The organism is Chloroflexota bacterium, from assembly GCA_018829775.1.
In the GTDB taxonomy this organism is placed as follows: Bacteria; Chloroflexota; Dehalococcoidia; order Dehalococcoidales; family RBG-16-60-22; genus E44-bin89.
Genome location: JAHJTL010000005.1, coordinates 34,432 through 60,218, shown reverse-complemented (window position 1 = coordinate 60,218; position 25,787 = coordinate 34,432). Strand labels below are relative to the sequence as shown.

Sequence of the window (25,787 nt, the reverse complement as noted above, 5' to 3'; positions counted from 1 at the left end):
ACATCTTGCAAAGTGGTAAGTAAATCTCTATAATGACGACAACTCCGTCTTTTTTTGAAGGATGTCCCCTTTTATGCAGGAACCCAGGTCAAGAAAGAGGAAAACAAAATCAGAGAGCAAGAAGTAATTATGAGGAAGAAAAATATACTTATTATCGGCTCTGCGGGAAGAGACTTTCACAACTTCAACATGTATTTCAGGGACAACGAAGAGTACAACGTGGTAGGCTTCACCGGTTCACACCAGGTACCCGGCATCTCCGGGAGACCATATCCGGCCGAGCTGGCAGGCAATCTCTATCCGGAGGGAATCCCAATCTACGCGGAGGAGCAATTGCCGCAGCTTATAAAAGAGTTGAATGTTGATACCTGTGTCTTTTCCTACAGCGATGTATCCTACCAGCACGTGATGGGTGTCGGGGCCATCGTAAATGCCGCCGGGGCAAACTATATGATGCTCGGACCCAGGGATACGATGCTCACAAGCAAGAAACCTGTTATCGCAGTTTGTGCGGTGAGAACGGGCTCCGGCAAGAGCCAGACTTCGAGAAGGGTCATAGAGCTTCTCATGGAAAAGGGCTTGAAAGTCATCGCCGTACGCCACCCCATGCCGTACGGTGACCTGGTTGCCCAGAAGGTACAGCGCTTTGCCGAGCTGGGGGACCTGGAGAAGCACAAATGTACCGTCGAAGAAATGGAAGAGTACGAGCCGCACGTCACACGCGGAAACGTTATATACGCAGGGGTGGACTACCAGGCCATTTTAAGGGCTGCCGAAGAAGACCCTAAAGGCTGCGATGTTGTCGTCTGGGACGGGGGGAACAATGACTTCCCGTTCTTCAAGCCCGACCTGATGATAACTGTTGCCGACCCTCACCGTCCGGGCCATGAGGTTTCCTATTATCCCGGGGAAATCAACTTGAGAATCGCCGATGTGGTGGTTATCAATAAAATCGACAGCGCCGCTCCCGAGAATATCCTGAAGGTACGAAATAGTATTGCCAGGGTAAATCCGGATGCAATCGTAGTTGATGCCGCCTCTCCGATTCGGGTTGATAATCCGGATGTAATCAAGGGAAAGAGAGTGCTTGTTATCGAAGACGGCCCTACGCTAACGCATGGAGAGATGAAAATAGGCGCGGGTACGGTTGCTGCTCAACGGTACGGCGCAGCAGAACTGGTAGACCCCAGGCCCTACACCGTCGGAAGCATCACCGAGACCTTCAAACTCTGGCCGAATATCGGAACACTCCTGCCGGCAACGGGATACGGCCAACAGCAGCTTAAAGACCTGGAGGCGACCATCAACAAGACCGATTGTGATGCGGTGGTGGTGGCCACCCCTATCGACTTAAGCAGGCTCATCGACATCAAGAAACCGAACACGAGGGTCTATTATGACCTTCAGGAAATCGGAACGCCGAACTTGGGCGAAATATTATCCGAGTTTGGAAAGGCGCATAATCTTCCCATGAAATAGAAAACAAACTTTTCCGGAGAGGTGTGAAAATTATGGTGCGGGAGAAGGGTGTATCGTTTTCCCCTCGTATCGGTAATTCGGTACCGAGTACGATTTGGGTGTTCGATACACCCTCTGTTGCAATTGCGATTGTTTGAAAATAGAGAATGACAAAAGTTAATGTACAATCCAGAGAAGGAGGTGATTCAATTTGGTAGAAATGAATAGTGCCAGGAGAGATTACGGCACAGCCTGAGTCAGAGCAAAGAGTACATTAAAAGGAGTGTATTGCAATGGCAAAGATCGTAAACTCTTGGAATGAATGGGACCCGTTGAAGCGTGTGATCATAGGAAGGCCAGAGGGCACTAACGTTCCGGCTCCGGAACCGGCCTGGTGGTATGACCTCCCGCTGGGCGGGTTTCCGCTGGGGCAGTGGGGACCGTTCCCGCAGGAGATGGTGGATGCGGCCAACGAGCAGATGAACTATTTAGTGTCAGTGCTTGAGAAGCGGGGCGTCACCGTCGAGCGAGTAGACATTCAGCCCTTCATGCTGAATGTGCCGGTTTCGAACCCGTATTGGACGCAGCTTAACTGCCATGGCGTCAACAACACCCGCGACATCACCATGATTCATGGCAACTACATCGTTGAGGCCACGACCTGCCGTCGAACACGCTACTGGGAACGTATGAATCTCCGGCCGATCTTTGAACGGTACTTCAAGGAAGACCCCGGGGTAGTTCATTTTGCAGCGCCCATACCGATGCTCACGGATGAGTCCTACGTCAGGAACTACTACTATGACTTCGAGCATACGTGGACGGATGAGCAGAAGAAGCAGAGGCTGCACAACTGGGAGTTCCAGCTGTCCGAGAAGGAACCACTGTGGGACGCCGCCGATGCCATGCGGTTTGGTAAGGACATCTTCCACCAGGGCTCGTGCGTGACGAACAAGGGTGGCATGGACTGGCTGAAGCGTATGTTCGCGTCGCTCGGCATCAGGGTGCACCATGTCCTGTTCGACACTCCCTGGCCCCCCTCGCCTGACAGACCGGACAACTATCACCCGTGGCACATCGATGTGAACCTGGTACCGCTGCGGCCGGGGCTGGCAGTATACAATCCAGACTGGGCGCCGCGTACTCCGGAGATGTGGGAATTATTCAAGATAAACGACTGGGAACTGATTCCCGCAGCGAGGCCGGTCCACGTGCATAAGAACAAGGTATACCTGACCGGGCTGTATGAGGGTAAGTCGTGGATATCAATGAACACCTTCTCCATCGACCCGAAGACGGTCTGTGTGGAGGCGCACGAGACAGCGTACTGTGAGCAGCTGGATAAGCTCGGTTTTGAGGTGGTCCCCATCCCGTATGAAAAGGTGATCCCGTTTGGTGGAGCTCTGCATTGCACCACGCTGGACGTCTATCGCGAGGGCAAATGCGAGGATTACTTCCCCAAACAGATTGAGGGTTATTGATGAGTGCTCTGAGACCAGGTAAAATGCGGCGCCCCGTGCCGGGGTGCTTCTTGAAAATTATTATAATGGATGAATCTTCCTTAAACTAAAAAAAGTAAAGGAGAGTGCGCATGGACGGTTATCAGATTGGTTTGATTATCCTTGTGGCGTTTTACGTCCTCGTTGGTATATCCATGTATTTCTTGGTACGGGGGAGTGGAAGGCGCTTCATCATTGCTGGAAAGCGACTGCCCCTTTTCCTGATAGGCACCATGTTGTTCGCCCAGGCACTGGATGCCAACGCCACGCTGGGTAATGCAGGCGGCGTGTATACCTTCGGGTTCTGGGCTGGATTCATGTTCCCGCTGGGGCTGGCTTTGTGCCTTGTTGTCGTCGCGATATGGTACGCCAAGCCCCTGAACCGGATGAACCTGATAACACTGGCCGATTTCTACTTCAGGAGGTTTAGCCGCCTAGTAGAAGTCCCCGTTGGACTGCTCATGTCTTTCAGTTTTTGCATCCTGGTTGCGGGCAACCTGGCCGGTGCCGCCTGGATAATCCACATGATTTTTGGCGTAGAGTATTTCCCGGCACTGCTCATAATGAGTGTCCTTCTCCTTGCCTATACATTTAGCGGCGGGCTTTTCTCATGTGCGGCCACAGACATAGTGCAGCTATATCCCGCTTTGCTGGCATTCGTTGGTGGAGCTCTCTGGATATTTTTCAGCATCGGTGGCGGTGATTGGGGCTTCTTTGCCGCGGCAATTCCACCTGGCTACGCCGACCTAAGTGGTTTATACTCAATAGAAAATGGGGCGCTTTTGAATTGGGCGGGTATCCTGGCGCTCGGCATTGGTGACGTGGTTGCCCTTGATTTCATGGAAAGAGTCTTTGCCTCTAAGAACCCGGAAACAGCTCGAAGGGGCTGTTTGTGGGGCGCCGGGTTCACGCTCATACTGGGACTGGCCGCTTCATTCATTGGTTTGATGGCCTTCCAGTTCCTTCCAGAAATCGATGACCCCAGGTCAGTTATAGTGCTGGCGGCAACTGCCATGCCTCTGGGCATCGGACTATTCGTTATGGCTGGCGTTATCGGTGCTGGCCTGTCCACTGCCAACGGGGGGGCACTGGCCGTATCCGCCGTATTTGGCCGGAATATACTGCACAGAAACATATTACTGCCGTTACATAGAAGAAAAGCCAAAAAATTAGGAGTGAGCGTTGAAGAGCTAGCTGTTGACTGGCACGTTCTGGACAACAGGCTTCTATGGTGGGCTCGGCTCTGGCTTATACCGGTAATGGCATTTTCGGTCTGGCTGGCCTACGTAAAACCTGAGCCGGGGATGATGCTGGTTCTCGCTTTCGACGTGGTTTTTGCCGGATGCCTGGTTCCTCTGACGCTGGGCATATACTGGAAAAAGGCAAATGCGTACGGGGCTTTGTCAGCCGTTGTTGTTGGTTCCATCCTTCGATTGATCTTGTTCTTTTCAGTAGGCAATCCAGCATTTGGCATCTTTTATATTCCGGAGCATTTGGCCGGTTTGGAAACATTGATTCCGCCGGTTGTCTCGCTCCTTGTGATGGTACCAGTGTGCCTGCTAACCCAGAAGCAAGACCCGCCAAAGCATGAGGCGATTTTCGAAGCCCCCTCTGAGGAAGAGGTGGCCCGAGCCATACGTTACTAAAAAGTTAGGCCTTATTCTACGAGTCATCTGCTGAAGCAGGGTGCTCTCTTCCTGTGAAACAGGAAGAGAGCACCCTCATCGCAGTGCAATAGGTGAGTAGAGAAATGGTTTCGAATAAAAACAAAACCAAGACATTCGTGATTGCTCTTGGTGGCAACTCTATCCTCAGGGCAAAGGAGAAGGGAACCGCCGACGAACAATATGAGAATTTGGACCGCACGGCTGAACAGCTGCTGGATTTGCTCAGCAGTGGGAACCGTGTCGTAATCACTCATGGGAACGGGCCGCAGGTTGGCAACTTACTCCTCGCCGATGAGGCGGCAAAAAACGTGGTGCCCCCCATGCCCCTAGATGTCTTGGGAGCACAGACAGAAGGGTACATGGGCTACATGATTCAGAATACTCTGGCCAACCATCTGAGACAGGCGGGGGCACCGCATAATATCACCACCGTGGTGACTCAGGTGATAGTGGACAAGAATGACCCCGCCTTCAAAGACCCCTCCAAACCCATCGGTCCCTTCTACGACGTAAACACGGCGGAACAGCTGCGGCAGGAGAAGGGCTGGGATATCATCGAAGACAGCGCCCGTGGCTACCGTCGCGTCGTTCCTTCGCCGATACCGATCAACATCCAGCAAGCCAGGATTATCAAGAGCATGCTGGATGCCGGTGAGATAGTAATCGCTGTCGGCGGGGGCGGAATCCCGATGGTGAGGGAGGACAATCGCAATTTGCGCGGCGTTGAAGCGGTAATCGACAAGGACTACGCCTCAGCCCGCCTGGCTATAGAGATCGATGCTGACGTCCTCTTTATTCTTACGGCTGTGGAGCACGTATATCGAGACTTTGCCTCGCCTCACCAGAAGGCATTGGAGAACCTGAGCCTGGCAGAAGCCAGGAAGCTTCTGGAGGACGGACACTTCGGCAGGGGAAGCATGGAACCCAAGATCCGGGCGGCCATAATATTCCTGGAAGAGACAGACCCGTCGCGGGAGCGAGAGGTGATTATAACCTTTCCTGAGACTGCGCTAAAAGCGCTGGAGGGAAAGACCGGCACCCGGATTACCCGGTAAAATGCAGGAATCAGACACAAATTGAAATCAAGGCAGAGGGTTTTCGCGGAGCTGATATTGCGTCAGCTCCCCTTTTCTTTTTAACGCTATTTCACGCTTTGACTAGCAGAACAGGTCATTGTTCAGCTGGCCACGGCTATTAATCAGCAGTTTCCGATACCGTTAGAAACGACCCGGAACCCCTGGGCTACGCCATTATCTTCTTTTATAATCTGCTAACAACGTGGGCAACAAATGCTACAAACGCAAAGGCTGGCACAGTAACCATTACAATTCCCAAAAATATATCTAATGCCATTTTATCTCCCTCCACATTTTTGTATTTTTGCTACTACCACATGGGCATGGCTCATTTCTTCCAGCTCTTTTTTATCATATATCGTCTTAATAGTCAATACCCTTAACAACATAGTGGTAAGGCCCCGGTGGAGTCTATATCGTATCATTGCATGGAGAGTTCTTTAATCTGCTGCTTGGCAACCTGTATCATCCTGGGGTCGGAAGCAAGGGCGATGAACCTTTCAAAATCAGAAATAGCCTTGGTTTTATTGCCCTGTAGTTTGTAAGCTATAGCCCGGTTGCCGTAGGCGACGGTATACTTGGGGTCGAGGCGGACGGCTTCGTTAAAGTCCGCGATGGCTCTCTTGAGTTGACGCTGCTCCAGGTGGCGGTTGCCCTGCGTGTTGTAGGCATCGGCATCCATGAGGTTGGGGCGGGCAGCTTTCTCCTGGATAGTTTTCTCGTAATTCTTAATGGCTTTTCGAGTCTCTGTCTGCTTCAGTTCAAATGGTACACCGCAGGTAGCACAGCTTATGGCATCTTTAGGGTTCCTGGCTCCACAATTCGGGCACTTCTTATTAAATAACATGACCACACCCTCTGACCGCTCAGATGAGACAATTATAGCTCTATTCACGGGATTGGTAAATATATAAAAAGGAACGTTTCTTCTTTCGGTAATAAAACAAGCGATAGTGTCCTCAATTGAACAAACTATTGTTACCTGTCTAAGAATAACAATGGAATTCTAAAAACGACCTTCAATTGACTACGGGAATATTCCCCTGACGCGCATTGTATCTGCTATTCGTTTTATGGCAAGAATATAGGCAGCATCTCTCATATCTACTTTATGACGCTGGCTAATTTCCAGAACTTCGTGAAAGGCGTTATCCATCACTCTTCGCAGTTGATTATTTACTTCCTCTTCACTCCAGAAGAAAGATTGCAAGTCCTGTACCCATTCAAAGTAAGATACCACCAGTCCCCCGGCGTTTGCTAATATGTCGGGGACAACAAATATCCCCTTATCGCGAAGAACCTTCGCGGCTTCATAGGTAGTCGGTCCATTAGCGCCTTCTACAATCATCTTTGCTTTAACAGAACTCGCGTTCATTTTATGAATTTGATTTTCAATAGCCGCAGGTATCAGTATGTCGCATTCGAGTTCTAAGAGCTCGGTATTGGTTATGTTTTCGGCATCTTTGAAATTGATTACTGAACCTGTCTCTTTTTTGTGCCGAGCGACTTTTTGCACATCGAGGCCGTTTGGGTTGTAGATACCACCCTTTGAATCGCTTATTCCTGTGATTCGACTACCGTCTTTGGATAGCAGTTTAGCTGCTGTCGCCCCAACATTCCCGAAACCTTGAACTGCCACACTGGCAGCATTTAGAGGGATGCCCAGATGTTTGCTCGCCAGTTGAGTGCTAATCATGCAACCTCGACCTGTTGCTTCGAACCTGCCCAGACTACCACCTAACTCGATGGGTTTGCCGGTAACCACACCCAACACGGAATAGCCCTTATTCATACTGTAGGTATCCATAATCCAGGCCATTACTTGGGGATTGGTGCCCAGGTCCGGGGCAGGGATATCCCTTTCCGGACCGATTAACATTGATATCTCGCTGGTATAGCGCCGGGTTAATCTTTCCAGCTCATCCTGGGACATGAGCTTTGGGTTGCATGCGACAGCACCCTTGGCTCCACCGTATGGTATATTGACAACGGCTGCCTTCAACGTCATTAAAACGGCTAAAGCTCTCGTTTCATCCAAAGTGATGTCCGGATGATAGCGAATACCTCCTTTGGATGGCCCTCGGGTGTCGTTATGCTGAATCCGGTAGCCTGTGAACACGTATATCTTCCCATTGTCCATCTTCACAGGAAAGTGGACAATGAGTTCTCGCTCACATTCCCTAAGCCTTAGACGGCATGTATCACTGACGTTTGCCTTTTCGCAAATTGCGTCAATTTGCTCTTGTACTTCCATAAAAGGATTGGATATATCACCTCTAGAGACTTCGACCGGTTGTTTTTTTAACATCGTAACATCACCAGACTTTTCCTTTATATCTACCCAAACGGACGTTGCTGCAAATCGTCCATCGTTTAAATAATGAAACAAGAAATGATACTAAGCGCTCCGTTTCAACATCGCATTTCCTAATCCTGTATGCTGTTTTAAAAGTATTTTATATCAGGCGAGCTAATTATAGTCCTATCTGTGTACATGTCAATACCCAAAGTATCGATAACTAATCTGTCGAAGTAAAACGAAATCCTAATTGATAATCGGCGTCTGAACTTATACTAACTCTTGGTACTTTGCCATATCAAGGTTGACTCATATAGTAGGTTACAGTAGACTCGGGCTAGCGCGTCGATTGCTGACTTGCTTAATTCCTTTGAAGGTTTCGCGAATGTCCAAACAGTCACGATTCTATTACGGCTGGGTTATTGTAATTGTTGGCATATTAACTATGTCCTTGGCTTATGGCGTTCGCTATTCCTTTTCTGTTATATTCTCCACTCTCCTGGAGCAATTCCATTGGTCAAGAGATGCCACGGCAGCTATATTATCTTTTCACATACTAGCCTATGGTGTCTCGGCTCCGATTGCAGGCATTCTAGTCGATAGAATAGGGCCAAGAAAAACAATGAGTATCGGTGCCATTCTACTTGCATCAGGAGTGGCCGCTTCGAGTTTAGGAAATGCTCTCTGGCACTATTATGTTTCCTTTGGGCTTTTAGGTGGTATTGGCCTAGGTTTGATAGGTACAGTACCTTTTATTAGAGTAATAACTAACTGGTTCGTGAATAAGCGTGGCCTAGCCCTTAGTCTTTTCTTCTTTGGTGTGGGTGGCCAGCATCTCATTTACCCATTAGTTGCAGTACTGATAGAAAAGTTGGGGTTGCGTGGGACTTTCCTTGCGGAATCGGTTATAGTTGCAGGTTTTCTTCTTCCTTGCATCATTCTCTTCGTACGCTATCATCCACTGGAAATGGGTCTCTCCCCAGATGGCAATGCCAAAAATGATACTCCATCCCAAACAAGCCAGCAACTTGAAAGTGATGTTTTGGATAAAGCCTGGGCCGCTACTGACTGGACACTAACTAAAGCTATGAAAACCTACCGATTCTGGCTTCTCTGTTTCTCTGCATTTTCCGTATGGGGGATTACTGAACACTTACTTTTGGCTCATCATATTGCTTTTGCTGAGGATGTCGGTTATAGTAAACTTTATGCCTCCTCAGTGTTGACACTCTTTGGTGTAATGATGGCCATAGGTGCAATAGGAGGCACCATCTCGGACCGTCTTGGTAGAGAGGTTGCCTTTAGTATAAGTACCGTGCTGGGTGTCTCTGGGATAGTTATTATTATGCAAATGACGGACACCTCTCAGCCCTGGATACTTTACGCCTATTCAGTATTTTTTGGGTTGGGCATCGGCATGAGTATCCCCGTCTTAGCTGCCACAGTCACAGACTTATTCCAAGGGAAAAACGCGGGGGCCGCCATTGGATTTGTTTGGTTTGCCTTTGCAATAGGCGGTGGAATAGGACCATGGCTCGGGGGTGTAATTTTCGAGATCAATGGTAGCTATATAGTAGCTTTCACCATTGCAGCCATTATGTTTATCGCAGGTTGCATCGCAGTATGGTTAGCAGCCCCACGTCAAGTAAGAATCGTAGCTGGGAGAGTAAAAACACGGAAATACTTTGAACTGAAAAGATAGCTTTCCTATGTAAATAACACAATATATATGCCCCATGAATCCTTCTTCAATGTCATACATGCCACCCGCCCAGGCTTCTTTTGTTAAATCTGTGAATTATAAAAAGCAACCTTTTTTGTAGACATAATTTATCCAGTGCGCTCCATCGATTCACTCTGGTTTATGGCAAAGACTCATAAACCCTTGGTCGGCGGTTCGAATGCACCCGCAACCAGTTTTATCCATTTAGTTTCGCTGATTTATTAATGGATAAATGTGAGCATATTTTTAAAAACTACCGGGGGAAAACTCAATGAGGTGTGGGGTTGAAAGTTAAAGAGTTAGGTTATCTTCACTTCGGTAGCCAAATAAAACATGGCAGCGGGTGGATCTAATGAATTCTGGGTAATCTGTATTTTTCACCAAATTCACTCGCTGACATTTTACCGTCGAATAGAGCCGCAACATCTCTGGCAATTCCCAGTGCTTCCTCAACCGACATGCGTTGCCACTCTTCTTCTGGTATCGAGATTTCTAAGTAGTGGTGGAAAATATGTCCTGCATCCAAAACCGTATCCATCATCTTCACTCCTTTTTGAAATACTTAACAGGCCTTAAGATCGTTCAATAAAGGAAAGTTTTCTAGAGAGTATTATAAAGGATTGAAAATTAGTCCGTAAATAATTGAAGCTACAAACAACCGGCAGCGGCCTGCATATGACTTGCTCTGGTCCCAGGGCAGATATCTAGCTACGCGTATTTGACATGTCCATAACTCCGTAATTACAATGCCTAGTGAATCCTACTGCTGCATTGTGATAAATATGATAACGTAGCTTGCAGCGCCGAGAATGACACCCAGAGATTTAGGAAGGAGTAGCATTGATGAAAGCAGCCGTTGTCAAAGGCAAAAGACTTATAGCATATGAGGAAGTGCCAACTCCATCGGTACAACCGGGAACACTGTTACTGAAGACCATATACTGCTCTATTTGTGGTACTGACCTTGAATATGTTGACAACCAAATGCATGGTAACCCTATCAAGGCAGGGGCTATACTTGGTCATGAGTTCGCGGCAGAGGTAGCAGCCGTAGGTGAAGGAGTCGATGGGTGGTCAGTCGGTGACCGAGTTACCACGGGTGACTACCTGTTGCCCTGTGGTCAATGCTATTTCTGCCGGCGTCAGTTACATCACCTCTGCCAGGGCAAGGATGTATCCCCGCGAGCATTACCTATAATAGTAAGAGATTACGCACACAGATTGGGGGCAATGGCCGAGTATTTCGTCAGGCCATCACACGCAGCCCAGAAAATACCCGACAATGTATCCGATGAGGAAGCAGCACTGGTGGAACCGCTCCGCACCGGAGTAAGCGCAGTCAAAACTACCGGGCTTAAGTCCGGGGAGTCAGCAGTCGTCATTGGAGTCGGGAAAATAGGCATGGGAACAATGCTATGTGCTAAAGCGGCTGGAGCATCCCCTGTTATTGTCATCGACCCGATTAGGTCCCGTCTGGATAAGGCCCTGGAAATGGGTGCCGACGCGGTTCTAAATCCCAATGAAGTTGATGTTGTCTCCGAGGTGGTAAAGCTCACGGGGGCGGGCCCGGATGCGGTCATCATTTGTGTCCGAAGTGGCGACGTCTTAAATCAAGCTGTCGACATGGTCAGACGCGCTGGTATAATAGGCTTGGCTGGATACGGGTTACCAACGGAGATTGACCCTATGGTTTGGTGGAAGAAGCAAGTAAGATTTACCACTGTCGCTGGCGGCTTCGGTGGGCCCAGTGGGTTAATATATACATCTATGCGTATGATAGCTAATAGGCAAATCAATATCAGGCCACTTATTTCTGAGATTATCCCTCTGAAGGAGGTACAGAGAGCTTTTGATTCTATGTACAGTGGAGAAAACTTAGCTCCTCTACTGCAGCCCTAAACTTGATTTCAAGTTAGACTATCAAAAATCAAAAATAAGGAGGTGTCAAAATGACGATGCGAAAGGTCATGCTTTATGTTGCACTCACACTAATCATGGGTGTTCTCACAGGCGTCACCGGATGTATTCCCGGTGTTGGCCCAACTGTAACCGGCTCAGGCAAACTGGCGGCCTGGGATTTCGATTACCGTGACTTCACCAAGGTTGAAGCTGGATATGCGTTTGATGTTGAGATTGCCAAAGCAGATTCTTACCTGGTCCGCATTACCATCGACGATAATCTGTATGAGTATCTTGATATCAGCAAAAGCGGTGATACCCTTTATATAGGGCTTAAACCTGGCTATATCCATATGAATATAACGCAAAAAGCTATTATTAATATGCCGGATTTGGAAAGAGTAGGGTTATCTGGAGCCTCGAAGGCGAAAGTCGACGGGTTCAGTTCCTCACACGCCGTGGATTTTGACCTGTCGGGTGCAAGTCAGGTCGATATCAAGAATATGAAGGCTGGTAACACGAATTTTAAACTTTCCGGTGCGAGTAAAGCTTCCGGCAGTATTGAAATGGCTGACGGTAGATTCGACCTATCAGGAGCTAGCTCTCTTGACCTGGAAGGCTCGGCTAATGATGTTGATATTGAGGCATCGGGAGCCAGTCATGTGGAATTGTCCGATTTCCCTGTTGTGGATGCAGATATAAATCTCAGTGGTGCCAGTGATGTTACCATTAATGCCAGCGGCAGACTGGATGGTAACCTGAGTGGCGGCTCCAGACTTATCTATATGGGCAACCCTACACTGGGTAGCATCAGCGCGAATGAAGGTTCAACGATAAGTCAGAAATAAATCATCACCAAGAATAAAGAGGTAAGAGAATGTCCAAGCAGATGTCAGAAGAGCAAATCTATGAACAGGCAAAGAAAAGAGTAGAGGAAAAGAGAGGTTTCTATTGGAACCTAACTGCTTATGTAGTGGTGAACCCCATGCTAGTATTGGTATGGGCGTTTGCTGCCGGTGGAGGGTATCCTTGGTTCCTGTGGGTCTTAGGCGGCTGGGGGATCGGCCTACTTTTACACTTCTTGGGGTTTTCGTCTTTGGAATAAAATCGGATAGAGCAGCTATAGAAAAAGAGGTGGAGAAAATAAAAAGAGAACAAAGATAGCAATTAGCTAATCTATTGATAGAAACTGACACTGGCAGCAGGCGGATTCGAAAGCCGACCAGGGGTTTATGAGTCCCCTACTCCTGTTCTATTGTATCCGACCACCTGAATAGCAATAAACTTCTCTTAGTTGGTAGGGACGGATATAAAGAATACCTTGGACAGAACTGACGACCCATAATCAGTCTATATATGCTACACTGTAACTACATGGCCTTCTGGTAAGAGCCATTCAAGCAGAAAAGGTGGGAGGACAGACTGAATTTATGTCGCTTACTGAAGATATCAAAGATTTTGCCCTTGACCTGGGCTACAGCCGGGTGGGTATCACCACCGCCGAGCCTTTTCCCGAATATATAGCCAACCTCAAGGCCAGGCACGAGATGTATTCCTTTTACATTGACCGCCCCACCCAGCCACTCAAAGGCGCGGAGCCCAGAAGCGTGATGCCGTCAGCCAAATCAATCGTTATGGTAGTTTACGACGCATTTAAGGAGTCCTTCCCAGAGAAACTGGTGGGCAAGATAGGCCGTATCTACCAGGCCAGGTGTTACCTGACCCCTTCCCATCGCATTAACGGGGCCCGATACCGACTTATGCGGGACTTTCTGGAGAGCAGCGGATGCCAGGTAGACCATGAAATAAGAGTCCCGGAGCGCCTGGCGGCGTGCCGGGCAGGTACAGTCACCTACGGAAAGAACGGCTTCGCCTTCGCTGATGGAATCGGGTCGTTCATTACTGTCAGCGGTTTCGTCATTGATAAGGAGCTTGAGTACGACGCACCGACGTACGAAGTAAAATGCCCTCCTAAATGCACCCTCTGTATTGACGCCTGTCCCACAGGTTCACTCTACGAGCCGATGAAGATGGACCCGCGCCGCTGCATCATGTTCAATCACGTGGTTACTCAGGAAAAGGGGGACGGCAAAGTAGGAGAAGTGGGAAGCTACATCCCGCCTGAAATCAGGGAGAAGATGGGGGCCTGGATTCACGGCTGTGACATCTGCCAGGAAGTATGCCCCAGAAACCGGAAAAGACTAAAGGCGCAGCTACCACAAAACGAGTTCCTGGCCAGGGTAGCCGAAGACTTTGAGCTGACGAAGCTGTTAAATCTGTCCGATGAGTTTTTCACTAAAAGAGTACAACCGCTAATGTATAACTACATTTATAAGAAGAAGTATTTCCAGAGAAATGCAGCCATAGCCCTTGGGAATACGGGTGACCCCTCGTTCATCCCCGACCTGGCCCAGGCAATGCAGGATACAGAGGGAATGGTTCGGGGCTATGCGGCCTGGGGTCTCGGGAGGATAGGGGGTAGCCGTGCTCGCCAAATTTTAGAGTCAAACTTGTCAGGCGAGACCGACGAATTTGCCAGGACGGAGATTCAATCCGCCCTAAGTGTTGCCTAGCGGTACCCATTTTACCAACAGCGTATTATCATTCTCGTTAGATATAGAGCGATTCAATGATAACGGACAGGAGGTAATACATGTTTAACGACCTTGTTCGAAGAAATAGATGCTACCGGCGTTTCTATGAAGATGTCGAGATAAGCATTGATACATTGAAGGAACTGGTCGATCTAGCACGATTATCCGCAACGGGGGGGAACAAACAGCCACTTAAGTTCTATCTCAGTTGTGATCCAGATAGAAATAGCAAGATATTTCCTCTCCTGACTTGGGCTGGAGCCCTACCTGATTGGCCTGGGCCAAGTGAAGGAGAACGGCCATCAGCCTATATAATCATCTTGGGAGACACTGAAGTAAGTAAATCGTTCGGCATAGACCACGGCATCGCCGCACAAACCATATTGCTCGGAGCAACCGAGGTGGGTTTTGGCGGATGCATGTTAGGTTCAATCAGAAAAGATGAGGCACAAAAGCTATTGAACGTACCATCCCGATACGAGATATTACTGACAATAGCTTTAGGGAAACCAAAAGAAAGGGTAGTAATTGATACAATGAAGCCGGGTGATGATACTAAGTACTGGCGCGAGAAGGATAGTACGCATCATGTACCAAAACGCAGTTCAGAGGACATCCTCATCAGCGAATAAAATTATGAAGTATTAAACTACGCGCTTAAGCCTTCCCTATCCGGAACATCTTGGTCCCGCAGCTCGGGCATGTTCCTTGAGTCGCCGGCTTACCATTCTTCATGGTGATCGATTTGGGATCCTTCATCTCCTTCTTGGAGCGGCATTTCATACAGTATGCCTGTACCATATTTAATATCCTCCTTAATGTTAAGTCAATTGCTTGGATAATAGATTATCTCTCCCGTAATGTCAATAAGTATCCACGATTTTACTAACCTTCCGTTACCTTTTTCGTTATATAATGCAGAAAGCAGCTGAGAAAGAGGTCAACATGAGTAAAACGAGATTATCTGCCGGAATCGTTCTTTTAAGTCTGGTTACTCTTATCATGTCAGGATGTGCCACACCTCAGCCGATTCCTTCTCCAGCCCCGGCCCCGGCTCCTGCTCCATCGCCTCCACCATCTCCAACTCCTGCACCCATATCAGTCAATATACTCCAGTCAGAGAAGCCGCGAATAACTTCGCCTGAAGTAAATGAATCCGATTTCACCATGCTGGTCGAAGAGAACAGCGCTTTCGCTTTCGACCTTTATCAGTTACTTAGACAGGAGAATAACAATGTCTTCTTTTCTCCATACAGTATCTCCCAGGCACTGGCGATGACCTACTCCAGTGCCCGCGGCGAGACCGAGAAGCAGATGTCCGACACCCTGCGCTTTGTCCTATCCCAGGATCGCCTGCATCCGGCATTTAACGGCCTTGATATCGAGCTCAGCAAACGCGGTGAGGGTGCCCAGGGGAAGGATGAAGAGGGCTTTCGCCTGAATATCGTGAACGCCATATGGGGTCAGGAAGACTACAGATTCCTCTCCGAATTCCTTGATGTCCTGGCTGAAAACTACGGTGCCGGGTTAAGGGCCCTTGATTTCGTCAATGCCCCCGAGGCATCTCGAATCACCATCAATGACTGGATAAGTGAACAGACCGAGGGCAGGATTGAAGACCTGATTCCAGAGGGTGCGATTGATGCACTAACACGTCTTGTCTTAACCAATGCCATTTACTTTAACGCGGCATGGCAATTTCCGTTCAACGAGGACGCGACTACCGATGGTCCCTTCTACCTGCTGGATGGCGGAGAGGTCATCGTGCCGATGATGACACAAACGGAATCGTTCGGCTATGCCGAGGGAGACGATTACCAGGCAGTGGAACTTCCCTACGATGGCCATGAACTCTCGATGGTTATTTTACTCCCCAGGGAAGGCCGGTTTGAGACTTTCGAAAGCTCAATGGGTTACCAGCGGGTTACCGGGATTATTTCAAGCCTTGCAGGCCAGCAGGTTAACCTGACGATACCAAAATTTGAGTTCGAATCCGAATTCAGCCTGAAGAAGGCCCTGACAACGATGGGCATGCCGGTGGCTTTCTCTGCGGACGCGGATTTTTCTGGCATGACGGGCAACCGGGACCTCGCCATAGATGACGTCCTGCACAAGGCTTTTGTCTCCGTCGATGAGGCCGGCACCGAAGCAGCAGCAGCCACAGCGGTGATAATGACGCTCACAGCGGTGCCCGCTCCTCCGGTCGAGGTTACGGTTGATCGACCCTTCATCTTTCTGATTAGAGACATTGAGACCGGCACGATACTGTTTATTGGACGCGTTGTTAATCCGAGCGTTTAGATTGGTTTCAGTGTCACAGGGGAAACGCAGGCCAAACAACAGCCATATCTACGTTCGATGCTTCCAGTATTACCCGTCATCTGGTTCTTGTTCTTTATGACCCTTATCAGTTTCCGCAGCACTCGGGCCACGCTAACTCCGTTTATGCCGCCACATAGCAAATCCTGTATTGACAATTTCTAAAAAGAAAACTAAACTCAAATCCTAATAAAAAACCGGACCTCATTTGATTGGGCGAACCGACGGTGGCACACCGAATATCGGATTAGTTTTTCCAAAGGCATCAATCGCCGTTCCGGTAACAGCTTTACTCTCATCAGATGCAAGGAATACTGCCACGGCCGCGATATCTTCCGGAGGCATAGTGTGCGTTGGAATTTCCCCACCGGTGATTTCGCGAAGCATATCCGTGTCCACCGCTCCAGGGCAAATAGCATTGACATCAATGCCGAATTCTTTGACTTCAGCCGCGATACACTCTGTTAAATTGATAATAGCTGCTTTGGTCGCCCGGTAGGGAGTTCTACCGGCTGCTCCATGCCGGCCACCGATTGAAGAAAGGTTAATTATTTTCCCCGAGCGCTGTGTAATCATTTCGGGAAGGACTGACCGGATACAGAGAAACGGACCGGTCAGGTTAACATTGAGTATCCAGTTCCATTCCTCCAATGTCAATTCACTGACCGTTCTGTAGGGCAAGTTCACCGCCGCATTGTTCACCAAAATGTCAATCCGCTGGTACTTGTCTTTGGTCTGCTTCGCCATTCTGGCAACGTCGGCTTCGCTGGCGACATCAACCTGGATGCTGATTGCTTCCCCACCTTCTTTGATAACCTGGTCAACCACTTCATTGCAACGAGATTTATTCCGACCGACCACAACGACTTTAGCACCCTCTCTGGCAAAAGCCAGAGAAATCGCTTTTCCTATGCCGCGGTTTCCCCCGGTAATTATGGCAACTTTACCAGATAGTCTCATTAGCCCCTCCTTTGTATTTAATGCTCACATTACGTTTATTTATGATAGAATAAAATACACCCATAATGCCACATAGTTTTCCACAACTGATAAAAATATTTCGCATAAACGTTAGTAAAAGATTCCTTTTTAAGTATAAAATCCCTATTCAGCCCACGAAGGAGGAAAATAATGGAATTTCTGGGATACGGGAGGCCCGACGGCTCTGTAGGAGTGCGTAACCATGTGGCAGTAATTTCTGGGGGGAGGTGCGCCAATGAAATGGCCGCTACCATTGCCGATGCGGTCAAGGGCGCGGTGCCTATACTTCATACCTATCCCTGTGTCCGTCTCAGAGAAGACAACGAACGGGCGTTACGAACCCTGATCGGACTGGGCAGTAATCCCAATGTTGCTGCCGCCATTGTGGTCGGTGTCGGCTGCGAGAACCCGCCTCCGCTGGAGATTGGCGAGGGTATAGCCAAATCCAAAAAGCCGGTTGAGGTCCTGACCGTTAAGGGGAGCAGTGGATTTCAGGACGTGCTGGACAGAGGGTTGTCGGTAGCCCGGCGTATGGCGTCTCAGGCCTCCCGGATGGAGAGAAAGCCCTTTGCCCTGAGCCACCTCACACTGGGAGTGAAGTGCGGCGCTTCCAATGCCACTTCGGGTATTCTTGGTAATCCCGTTACCGGACGGGTCTTTGACCGATTAATTGCGGAAGGGGGCGGCGCCATATTTTCGGAGACCACGGAGGTCATCGGCGCTACTCACCTGCTGGCCAAGAGGGCGGTCAGTAAGGAAGTAGCGAGGCGGCTTGAGGCAGCGGTAGACCGAATGGAAGCCAGGATTAAGGCTACCGGAGAGGACATGAGGGGTTCACAGCCAACTCGTGGTAATATCGAAGGTGGTTTGACGACTATTGAGGAGAAATCTCTAGGTGCCTTCCAGAAAACAGGTACTGCCCCCTTACAAGGCGTTCTTGAATATGCGGAAAAGCCCCAAGGAAAAGGGTTGTTCTTCATGGACGGCACAGCAATGACCGGCGAACTGATTGCCGGGGAGGCAGCGGCGGGAGTTCAGATTCACATTTACAACCTGGGCGGCGGACTTACTTCCAGCTTCCGCTGCTTACCCGGTTGGGCAGGCGGACTTCCGACACTCCCTGAGATAGTTGTAGTCAGTAATCCAAGCAAGCCGCGGGATAGCCAGGAAAAAGAGTGCTATGATATCTACGCTGATACCATTATTGAGGGTAAGGAAACCGTTGAACAGGTGGCAGAACGACTATTTCAGGAGGTCATCGCGGTAGCCTCTGGTAAGCTGACCAATCAAGAGATGCGCTCCGACTACCGGGAGCTCTTAGTTATGTACACCACAGGCCCTATCCTGTAAAAAGCGGCTGTGCCATAAATGCTGACGATGCACATTGTAAGTTAAATAGGAGTACTTAAGGCCGATATGAGATAATAATTCATATCAGTATCATGATGAGGTGTTTGGTATGAGAGCAGTAGTAATCCAGGAAGATCTGAAAAGCATCAAGGTACAGGAAATTCCAACGCCACGGGCGGAACCCGGGACCGTCCTCCTCAGAACCATATACTGTTCGATTTGCGGCACTGACATTGAATATCTTGATGGTGCACTTCAAGATATCCCCGGTTTTGAGTTGCATGCTGGGACCATACTGGGGCATGAATGGGTAGCTGAAGTTGTCGAAATCGGTAAAGATGTTCAGGGATGGTCAGTCGGCGACAGGGTGACGAGCTCTCAGATAAAACAGCCCTGCGGGGAGTGCTACTTCTGTAAGCACCTGATGTATCACCTGTGTCTTGGTGGACCATCAAGAGGTTCCTATGTAGGAAGTCAGGCATTCTGGAAAAGGGGCGGTGCCATGGCCGAATATTTCTTGAAGCCTCAACATTCACTTCAATTGGTGCCTGAAAATGTACCGTCAGAAGAAGCTTGCCTAACAGAACCTCTGGCTACAGGAATAGGCTCAATCAACGCCGCAGATTTGAAAATAGGGCAGTCCGCCGTAATCATTGGCGCCGGCAGAATCGGCCTGTGTGCGATGCTATGCGCAAGAGCTATGGGTGTAGCCCCTGTCATTGTTGCCGACATAGTGAAATCGCGCTTGGATAAGGCGCTGGAAATGGGAGCCGATGCAGCGCTCAATGCCAGAGAAGTGGACATTGTGGATGCAGTTACAGAGTTAACTGATGCGGGCCCTGATGCGGTCTTAGTTTGTGTGCGTGAAGGGAAGGTGTTAAATCAGGCAGTTCGCATGGTCAGACACGGTGGTACAATAGCCTTGACAGGATTCATCAGGCCTATGGAGGTAGACCCTGCCCACTGGGTAGCCAATAAGTTGACTATTCGAGGACACATCGGTGGGTCAATATTGGCTGCCCTTAATCTGATGGCCAACAAGCTCGTCAATATCAAACCGCTGATTTCCGAGATAATGCCGCTTGAAGAAGCCAAAAGAGGATTCGACTCGATACGGAGTGGACAAAACCTGGCGGTCTTATTGAAACCTTAAGCAGTAAATTGTCTTTATGTTATAATACTCATAAAGTACTAACGCAGGAGCATGTTATGTCTCCACGGAAGACTGGCAAATCCTCCCACGCGATTCCCGGTCCTGTGTCCGACTCTGCGCTGAAGAAGACTGTACTGAAACAGCCTGAACATGAGGAGCGTTACATCCGAGAATATGTTGAGTTGGAAGCCGGAGGAGAAAAGGTAACGCACCTCGAGAAGTTGGCTATTGAAAACCTCTTCGATAGAAGGCTCGACGCATGGGATGTCAGGACTAACAAAGACAGATATTGGGTCATCACTAACCCGACCAACTTGTATTCTCAAAAGCTTTTTCCAAGCCTGGACTATACCGTTTCATTCCACATCGGCGTGACCATGAGGGTGATGGCAAGGCAAGCTCGCAAAGCCCCTGAGCATGAACACCGTCTAAGCCAATCCGTGTGGAGACGTTGGGAACAAGCTGCGGAAGCACTCGAGGAGGCCGACGAAGCTGAAGGATTTCAGGCGGTGGGTATGATGTGTAGAGAGTGCCTAATCGCATTCGTACGGTCGGTCTCTTCGACTGATATGGTCCCCGAGGGACAAAAGGCACCTAAGGCGGGTGACTTTGTGCAATGGTCAGGATTAATCGCGGACACAATAGCGCGAGGAAACAGTGCGGAAGAGGTCCGCGGTTACCTTAAGGCAATGTCTAAATCAACGTGGCAACTTGTCAACTGGCTCACACACTCCTCGAACGCTGTTCGGTTCGACGGATGGATGGCCGTTGACGCTGTCCAAACGCTATTGTCAACATTTGGTATTGCCCTGGTTCGACATGAAAAAGGGACCCCCGATAGATGCCCGAAATGCTCTTCTTATAGAGTAGTCGCCGACTTCCGAGCTGAGTTGGACACTTATGTGAGTTTGTGCGAAGCTTGTGGATGGACGGATCATGACCTGGATTCGCCCAGCGCAGCGACTCACTAACCTTTTAACACGAAAATGGCTTCGATTCAATTCCTGGGCAGTACGCATGAAAAGGCAGACATCCCAATGTTCGTGCAATGGTGATTATGTGTTCAACAGTCTGAAGGGAAGGAAGAATAAATGGCTCAATTGAAAAGCATAGAGGTCGAGAAAAGCGCGGTAACTATGGCGGCGGCATTGATGGCAGCAAGTGCCAGAACAGCGCCCAAGGGGAGGGCGGTTGACTCCACAGCAAGCCTCGTTCTGGTGGACGATGATTTGGAAAAGCTGGCATTAGCTATGGAACGGAAGGCGGCAGAGAAGCCGGACTACCTTTCCTCCGTTTATAGAAGGGACGCGAATAATGTTAGAAATTCAGGCTGTGTCCTGTTGCTCGGCGTTACCGGTGAACCAAAAAAGATAGAGCAGCCATTGGACTGCGGTGCATGTGGCTTTGCCAGCTGTGAACACCTGTCCAAAGCGAGAAAGAAGGCAAAGGCAAGGGATTTTGTCGGCCCGGTTTGCATATTTCAAGCAATGGACCTGGGCATTGCCTTGTGTTCATCGGCCAAGCTGGCTGCTGAACTCGGCATTGATAACCGGATGATGTACACTGTTGGAGCCGCCGCCAAGTCACTGGGATTGTTAAAGTCAGATATTATTATTGGCATCCCGCTGTCGGTAACTGGTAAGAATCCATATTTTGGCCGCGGATAGCGTGGAATCTTCAACTGATAATAGCTGAATGCTTATAAGCTACCGCAACCACATCCCACACGCTTAGATGTTACGGTCTTTTTATTTCATGGATAATTCGCCTGCGGTATGCCAGATTAAATAGTTCATTAAAGAGCGGGAGGCATTCCTCCTGTGGTGGAGGAGGTGACATTTTCAGGAAAATTGCCTGGTTTTCCGGGAAGACTAAAGTAGGAGTACCGAAAACACCCAGCTCTTCCACGGCGAAAGTATGCTCGTTAGCAAGCTTTGTCAGTAGCTGACGGTTGCTCAGGTCATTTTTAAATCGTTTCATCTCCAGGCCATTATTATTGGCCACTTCAATGAGGGTGTTTACGTCGGCAATATCACGCTTTTGTTCGTGCTTGGCTTTAAGTAAGGCAATATGAAATGAATGAAAGACACTTTCACCCTGCTGCCGGGCAGCTTCCGCAGCCTGGAAAGCGCGCAAACCGCGAGATTGGTAGTCTTCAGGCTGTTCCCAGATTTTCCATTGGGGTCCCTGCTGGCTGTTAATCTGCTCAAGGCTGGAATACTTCCAGTTGACGATTAACTTATCTTTGATATCCTCTTGCACTCTTTGCAACCAAACTGCTGCATTGTAGACGTAGGGTCAAATATAGTCAAAGTATACATCCAGGTTAATTACTTCCCTCATTTGTTCGTTTGTCATTTTGTTCTCCTCTTTCTAAAGTATTTAGTTTCATTATATCGCCATTTTAATATATTCTCTTATAATATTTTATTCTTTTACGTGCTCCAGCCGATTTCGCTGTCTTAGTATTGACATCTCATTATATAGGATTATAATTCAATTTACTCAATGTAAAATTGCCTATAGAATAACTAGTGTAGGAGGTAATAGAAATGGAGATCGATAAAAAGATACGAGATGGAGTAATCAAAGCTCTTCCTGAAGCAAAGCAGATTAAGAACCAGGAAATTAGGGAAAAGGTTTACGATGCCTGGGCGGTGTCATTAGCCACAAGTGAATATAAGAAAATTGAAGATATCCCTGCGTCGGGAAATCCCGGTACCCCTGCGATGAGAACCGGTACCCAGGCAGATCATCTCAGGTCTGTAGCTCGTTTATCTGCAGCTATTGCGAAGGAATTAACAGACACTTTCCCGCAATTTAACGTAGATATGGATGAAGTGATCGCGGGTGGACTTTGCCACGATCTCGGTAAACCTTTTGAGTTTGACGCAGCCAATCAAGAGAGATGGAAATCTGACCCTCGTGTTACCGGTTGGCCTTCAATTCGGCATCCTGTATACGGAGTTCATATCGCGCTATCTGTAGGTTTACCAGAAAAGATTGCGCATATAGCTGGTGCTCACTCAATGGAAGGTGAAAATGTCAGGAGAAGCCTTGTAGGAATGATTGTCCATAATGCAGATTACGCATTTTGGAGAATACTGGAAACGGCTGGTGTTCTGAAGACTTAACAACACAAAAAAGTGAAATACCGGTAAAGACTATAAATTATTATGAGGAAGATATTTAGTTAAACCTAACTTAATACTTGCTTTATAACTCGTCTCACCTTCTCATAGCCAGTCCCACATTCCGCATGGCCACAGGTCCATGATATAAATAAATATTTGGTTTATTATTACTTGATTAATCTTGACAAATGGTGCTTGCCCTTTGTAACTTATAGCCAGCTTTAACGAAAGACTTCTTGTTACTTCGAATATTAGAAATAAGAATAGTATGAAAACTACTTCAGCCGATGTTGTTATTGTTGGGGCGGGTGCTATCGGTTGTGCCACTGCATATTTCCTCAGTCGAAAAGGGGTTAAGGTTGCCGTTGTTGAGAAAGATAGCATCGGTGAACGTGCGTCTGGAACTGCAACAGGAATTCTCAACCCGATGGTATTGGACGAGACAAAGACAGAGTCCCTGCTACCCCTAACCTGGAAAAGCTTTCAAATGCATGAAGCGCTGTCTAAGGAGTTAAAAGAAACAACCGGTATTGATTGTCATTTCCGCAAATCAACTCAGTTGATACTTGCTTTTTCCGAGCGTGAGGCAGATGAATTAAGGTCTCTTGTTAAATTAAACCAGGAAATAGGGATTAAAGTATCCTGGCTGGATAAACAGTCCGTTCTCAATATAGAGGACAGGATTTCCCACAAATTAAAAGGTGCCATATATTGCGAAGACGGAGCAAATATTGAAAGCTACAGATATGTTCTAGCTCTAGCCCAAGCTGCGGAAAAAATGGGCGCCGAGATTCACTACGGAAACGTGGTCGGACTCAGGAAAACCAGGAATAAGGTAACCGGTGTTAAGATGTCATCGCGTGAAATCATCTCCCAAAGCACGGTATTAGCTATGGGGCCATGGACGAGCATGGCTTCTTCCTGGCTGGATTTCCCGATTCCTGTAGGACCTGAGAGAGGACAAATTGTGAAAATACAAGCATCAAGCCCATCTCTCACTTCAACTATATTCAGTGGCAATCACTATGTAACTTATAAAGCGCATGAGGGACTTATTTACACCGGGACTACACATGAACAGGTAGGGTTCGATGATAGTACAACCATTGAAGGCCGAGATACCATTATCACCGGGCTCCTTAATATCTTACCATCGTCAATCGAAGCTCAAGTAGTAACGCAGACTGCTTGTCTTAGACCTCTTACAGCAGATGGCTTGCCTATTATTGGAGAGTTTCCTTTTCAGAGTAATGCCTACCTGGCTACAGGCCATTGGTCAAAAGGTATTTTACTGAGCCCAATAACCGCCCTCATTATAACCGAACTAATACTGAAGGGTAAGACTTCTTATTCTATTAATTCTTTCGATCCAGCTCGATTTGTTAAATATGGCTAATCGATTGTGTTTAGTATAATGAGCATTCTACGTTTATAATCAGGAGGTTAAGGCAATGAAAATGGCTGAGAGAATGTCACGTCTGGGAACAGAGACCGCATTCGGTGTACTGGCAAAAGCCCAAGCTCTTGAAGCTAAGGGAATGGATGTCGTCCATCTTGAAATCGGGGAGCCGGATTTCGACACACCCGATAATATTCGTGCTGCAGCTAAAGATGCGCTCGATAGAGGCCAGACCCACTACTGTAATTCTCAGGGAATCGTACCGCTGCGCGACCAAATCGCCAAGGAATTGGAGAGAACCCGCGGTGTTGCTATAGAGCCTGAGCGCATAGTGGTGACCCCGGGCGCGAAGCCAATAGCATTTTTCTCCATACTGGCACTGCTCGAGGAAGGTGACGAAGCTATATGCCCCGACCCAAGTTATCCTATTTATGAATCAGTCATTAACTTCACCGGCGCCAAGACAGTACCCATTCAACTTAAAGAGGAGCTCGGTTTCCGTTTTGATATTGAGGAGTTACGCTCCAAGATAACACCACGCACAAAGCTCATCGTCCTTAATTCACCTCATAATCCCACGGGTGGTGTTCTTGAGAAAGATGATGTATACGCTATCGCCGAGATCATCAAGGAACGCGATATTACGGTGCTCTCAGATGAGGTCTATGAGCATATTGTCTATGAACATGAACCTTTCAGCATCGCCAGCCTGCCGGGTATGCTTGAGCGAACCATTCTCCTGAGCGGCTTTTCCAAAACCTATGCCATGACTGGCTGGCGCCTGGGATATGCTGCCTTACCTCCGAAACTAGTTGAGCCTGTTGTGCGCCTGATTGTCAATAGCGTCTCCTGCACCGCGCCTTTTATCCAACATGCTGGCATAGAAGCGCTCACCGGGCCACAGGACAGTGTACCGAAGATGGTAAGCGAGTTCAGGAAGCGGAGAGACCTCATTGTAAACGGACTCAATAGGATATCCGGTATAAGCTGTGTCCTACCTAAAGGAGCTTTCTATGTTTTCCCAAACGTTAAAGAAGTGGGAATTGACTGCAATGAGCTGGCTGACATTCTTCTTAATCAGGCCGGCGTAGCCTGTCTGCCTGGCACCCACTTTGGTCGGTACGGTGACGGTTATCTCAGATTTTCCTATGCCACATCTTTGGATAAAATAAATATCGCTCTGGAGAGGATAGAGAAGACTGTAAAAGAACTGTCGACTTAATCACTTGCATTTAG

23 protein-coding genes and 2 pseudogenes are annotated in these 25,787 nt (G+C 48.4%); 18 read left to right on the top strand and 7 right to left on the bottom strand.

Annotated features, from left to right (window positions below; translation table 11 throughout):
* Positions 1–129: 129 nt before the first annotated feature.
* From KKD83_00480 to arcC, 4 genes are all read left to right on the top strand, one after another.
* Positions 130–1,479 (top strand): cyclic 2,3-diphosphoglycerate synthase, encoded by a 1,350-nt coding sequence (locus KKD83_00480; GenBank protein MBU2534628.1) that lies wholly within the window; start codon positions 130–132, stop codon positions 1,477–1,479.
* Positions 1,480–1,751: 272 nt separating this feature from the next.
* Positions 1,752–2,939, top strand: a complete 1,188-nt coding sequence (locus KKD83_00475) for a serine/threonine protein kinase (protein ID MBU2534627.1) — start codon at positions 1,752–1,754, stop codon at positions 2,937–2,939.
* A gap of 110 nt (positions 2,940–3,049) precedes the next feature.
* Entirely contained in the window at positions 3,050–4,603 is a 1,554-nt protein-coding gene (locus tag KKD83_00470) for a hypothetical protein (protein ID MBU2534626.1), read from the top strand.
* Between the two features lie 104 nt (positions 4,604–4,707).
* Complete coding sequence (arcC, locus tag KKD83_00465) at positions 4,708–5,679, top strand: carbamate kinase (protein MBU2534625.1); 972 nt, start codon at positions 4,708–4,710, stop codon at positions 5,677–5,679.
* Between the two features lie 288 nt (positions 5,680–5,967).
* On the opposite strand, the pseudogene KKD83_00460 reads toward arcC, so the two are convergent.
* The 3 genes and pseudogenes from KKD83_00460 to KKD83_00450 form a co-directional block, all read right to left on the bottom strand.
* Positions 5,968–6,036 (bottom strand): annotated as a pseudogene (locus KKD83_00460) (SEC-C domain-containing protein).
* 85 nt (positions 6,037–6,121) lie between these two features.
* The gene (locus tag KKD83_00455; protein ID MBU2534624.1) at positions 6,122–6,547 is read right to left on the bottom strand and encodes a tetratricopeptide repeat protein; all 426 of its coding nucleotides are present in this window, start codon (positions 6,545–6,547) and stop codon (positions 6,122–6,124) included.
* Positions 6,548–6,727: 180 nt separating this feature from the next.
* The gene (locus tag KKD83_00450) at positions 6,728–7,954 is read right to left on the bottom strand and encodes a Glu/Leu/Phe/Val dehydrogenase (protein MBU2534623.1); all 1,227 of its coding nucleotides are present in this window, start codon (positions 7,952–7,954) and stop codon (positions 6,728–6,730) included.
* A 430-nt stretch (positions 7,955–8,384) separates the two neighbouring features.
* Between KKD83_00450 and KKD83_00445 the strand changes: the two genes are divergently transcribed.
* A complete protein-coding gene (locus tag KKD83_00445; GenBank protein ID MBU2534622.1) occupies positions 8,385–9,701 on the top strand; it encodes an MFS transporter in 1,317 nt (438 codons plus the stop codon).
* A 370-nt stretch (positions 9,702–10,071) separates the two neighbouring features.
* On the opposite strand, the gene KKD83_00440 is transcribed toward KKD83_00445, so the two are convergent.
* Positions 10,072–10,263 (bottom strand): hypothetical protein, encoded by a 192-nt coding sequence (locus KKD83_00440; protein MBU2534621.1) that lies wholly within the window; start codon positions 10,261–10,263, stop codon positions 10,072–10,074.
* Positions 10,264–10,565: 302 nt separating this feature from the next.
* Between KKD83_00440 and KKD83_00435 the strand changes: the two genes are divergently transcribed.
* The 5 genes and pseudogenes from KKD83_00435 to KKD83_00415 all read left to right on the top strand — a co-directional run bounded on the left by KKD83_00435 (position 10,566) and on the right by KKD83_00415 (position 14,847).
* Positions 10,566–11,621, top strand: coding sequence for an alcohol dehydrogenase catalytic domain-containing protein (locus KKD83_00435; protein ID MBU2534620.1), 1,056 nt, complete (start codon positions 10,566–10,568; stop codon positions 11,619–11,621).
* 50 nt (positions 11,622–11,671) lie between these two features.
* The gene (locus tag KKD83_00430) at positions 11,672–12,469 is read left to right on the top strand and encodes a DUF2807 domain-containing protein (GenBank protein ID MBU2534619.1); all 798 of its coding nucleotides are present in this window, start codon (positions 11,672–11,674) and stop codon (positions 12,467–12,469) included.
* A gap of 29 nt (positions 12,470–12,498) precedes the next feature.
* Positions 12,499–12,785 (top strand): annotated as a pseudogene (locus tag KKD83_00425) (2TM domain-containing protein).
* Positions 12,786–13,051: 266 nt separating this feature from the next.
* A complete protein-coding gene (locus KKD83_00420) occupies positions 13,052–14,194 on the top strand; it encodes a HEAT repeat domain-containing protein (protein MBU2534618.1) in 1,143 nt (380 codons plus the stop codon).
* A gap of 80 nt (positions 14,195–14,274) precedes the next feature.
* The gene (locus KKD83_00415) at positions 14,275–14,847 is read left to right on the top strand and encodes a nitroreductase family protein (GenBank protein MBU2534617.1); all 573 of its coding nucleotides are present in this window, start codon (positions 14,275–14,277) and stop codon (positions 14,845–14,847) included.
* A gap of 25 nt (positions 14,848–14,872) precedes the next feature.
* On the opposite strand, the gene KKD83_00410 is transcribed toward KKD83_00415, so the two are convergent.
* Positions 14,873–15,016, bottom strand: coding sequence for a hypothetical protein (locus KKD83_00410; protein ID MBU2534616.1), 144 nt, complete (start codon positions 15,014–15,016; stop codon positions 14,873–14,875).
* Positions 15,017–15,160: 144 nt separating this feature from the next.
* Between KKD83_00410 and KKD83_00405 the strand changes: the two genes are divergently transcribed.
* Positions 15,161–16,516 carry a serpin family protein gene (locus tag KKD83_00405; protein ID MBU2534615.1) on the top strand — a complete coding sequence of 452 codons (1,356 nt, stop codon included), beginning with the start codon at positions 15,161–15,163 and terminating at the stop codon, positions 16,514–16,516.
* Positions 16,517–16,738: 222 nt separating this feature from the next.
* Here the strand turns inward: KKD83_00405 and KKD83_00400 are convergent, their stop codons facing one another.
* Entirely contained in the window at positions 16,739–17,494 is a 756-nt protein-coding gene (locus tag KKD83_00400) for an SDR family oxidoreductase (protein MBU2534614.1), read from the bottom strand.
* Positions 17,495–17,665: 171 nt separating this feature from the next.
* Here KKD83_00400 and KKD83_00395 point away from each other — a divergent pair, with 171 nt between their 5' ends.
* From KKD83_00395 to KKD83_00380, 4 genes are all read left to right on the top strand, one after another.
* Positions 17,666–18,865, top strand: coding sequence for a UxaA family hydrolase (locus tag KKD83_00395; protein MBU2534613.1), 1,200 nt, complete (start codon positions 17,666–17,668; stop codon positions 18,863–18,865).
* Between the two features lie 109 nt (positions 18,866–18,974).
* Positions 18,975–20,018 (top strand): zinc-binding dehydrogenase, encoded by a 1,044-nt coding sequence (locus tag KKD83_00390; protein MBU2534612.1) that lies wholly within the window; start codon positions 18,975–18,977, stop codon positions 20,016–20,018.
* A 56-nt stretch (positions 20,019–20,074) separates the two neighbouring features.
* On the top strand, positions 20,075–20,989 hold the full coding sequence (locus tag KKD83_00385) for a hypothetical protein (protein MBU2534611.1): 915 nt from the start codon (positions 20,075–20,077) through the stop codon (positions 20,987–20,989).
* A 165-nt stretch (positions 20,990–21,154) separates the two neighbouring features.
* Complete coding sequence (locus tag KKD83_00380) at positions 21,155–21,685, top strand: hypothetical protein (protein ID MBU2534610.1); 531 nt, start codon at positions 21,155–21,157, stop codon at positions 21,683–21,685.
* Positions 21,686–21,755: 70 nt separating this feature from the next.
* On the opposite strand, the gene KKD83_00375 is transcribed toward KKD83_00380, so the two are convergent.
* Positions 21,756–22,289, bottom strand: a complete 534-nt coding sequence (locus KKD83_00375) for a DsbA family protein (GenBank protein ID MBU2534609.1) — start codon at positions 22,287–22,289, stop codon at positions 21,756–21,758.
* A 281-nt stretch (positions 22,290–22,570) separates the two neighbouring features.
* Between KKD83_00375 and KKD83_00370 the strand changes: the two genes are divergently transcribed.
* From KKD83_00370 to KKD83_00360, 3 genes are all read left to right on the top strand, one after another.
* The gene (locus KKD83_00370) at positions 22,571–23,152 is read left to right on the top strand and encodes an HD domain-containing protein (GenBank protein ID MBU2534608.1); all 582 of its coding nucleotides are present in this window, start codon (positions 22,571–22,573) and stop codon (positions 23,150–23,152) included.
* Between the two features lie 268 nt (positions 23,153–23,420).
* Positions 23,421–24,548, top strand: coding sequence for an FAD-binding oxidoreductase (locus tag KKD83_00365; GenBank protein ID MBU2534607.1), 1,128 nt, complete (start codon positions 23,421–23,423; stop codon positions 24,546–24,548).
* A gap of 55 nt (positions 24,549–24,603) precedes the next feature.
* On the top strand, positions 24,604–25,773 hold the full coding sequence (locus KKD83_00360; protein MBU2534606.1) for a pyridoxal phosphate-dependent aminotransferase: 1,170 nt from the start codon (positions 24,604–24,606) through the stop codon (positions 25,771–25,773).
* The last annotated feature ends 14 nt before the right edge of the window (positions 25,774–25,787 follow it).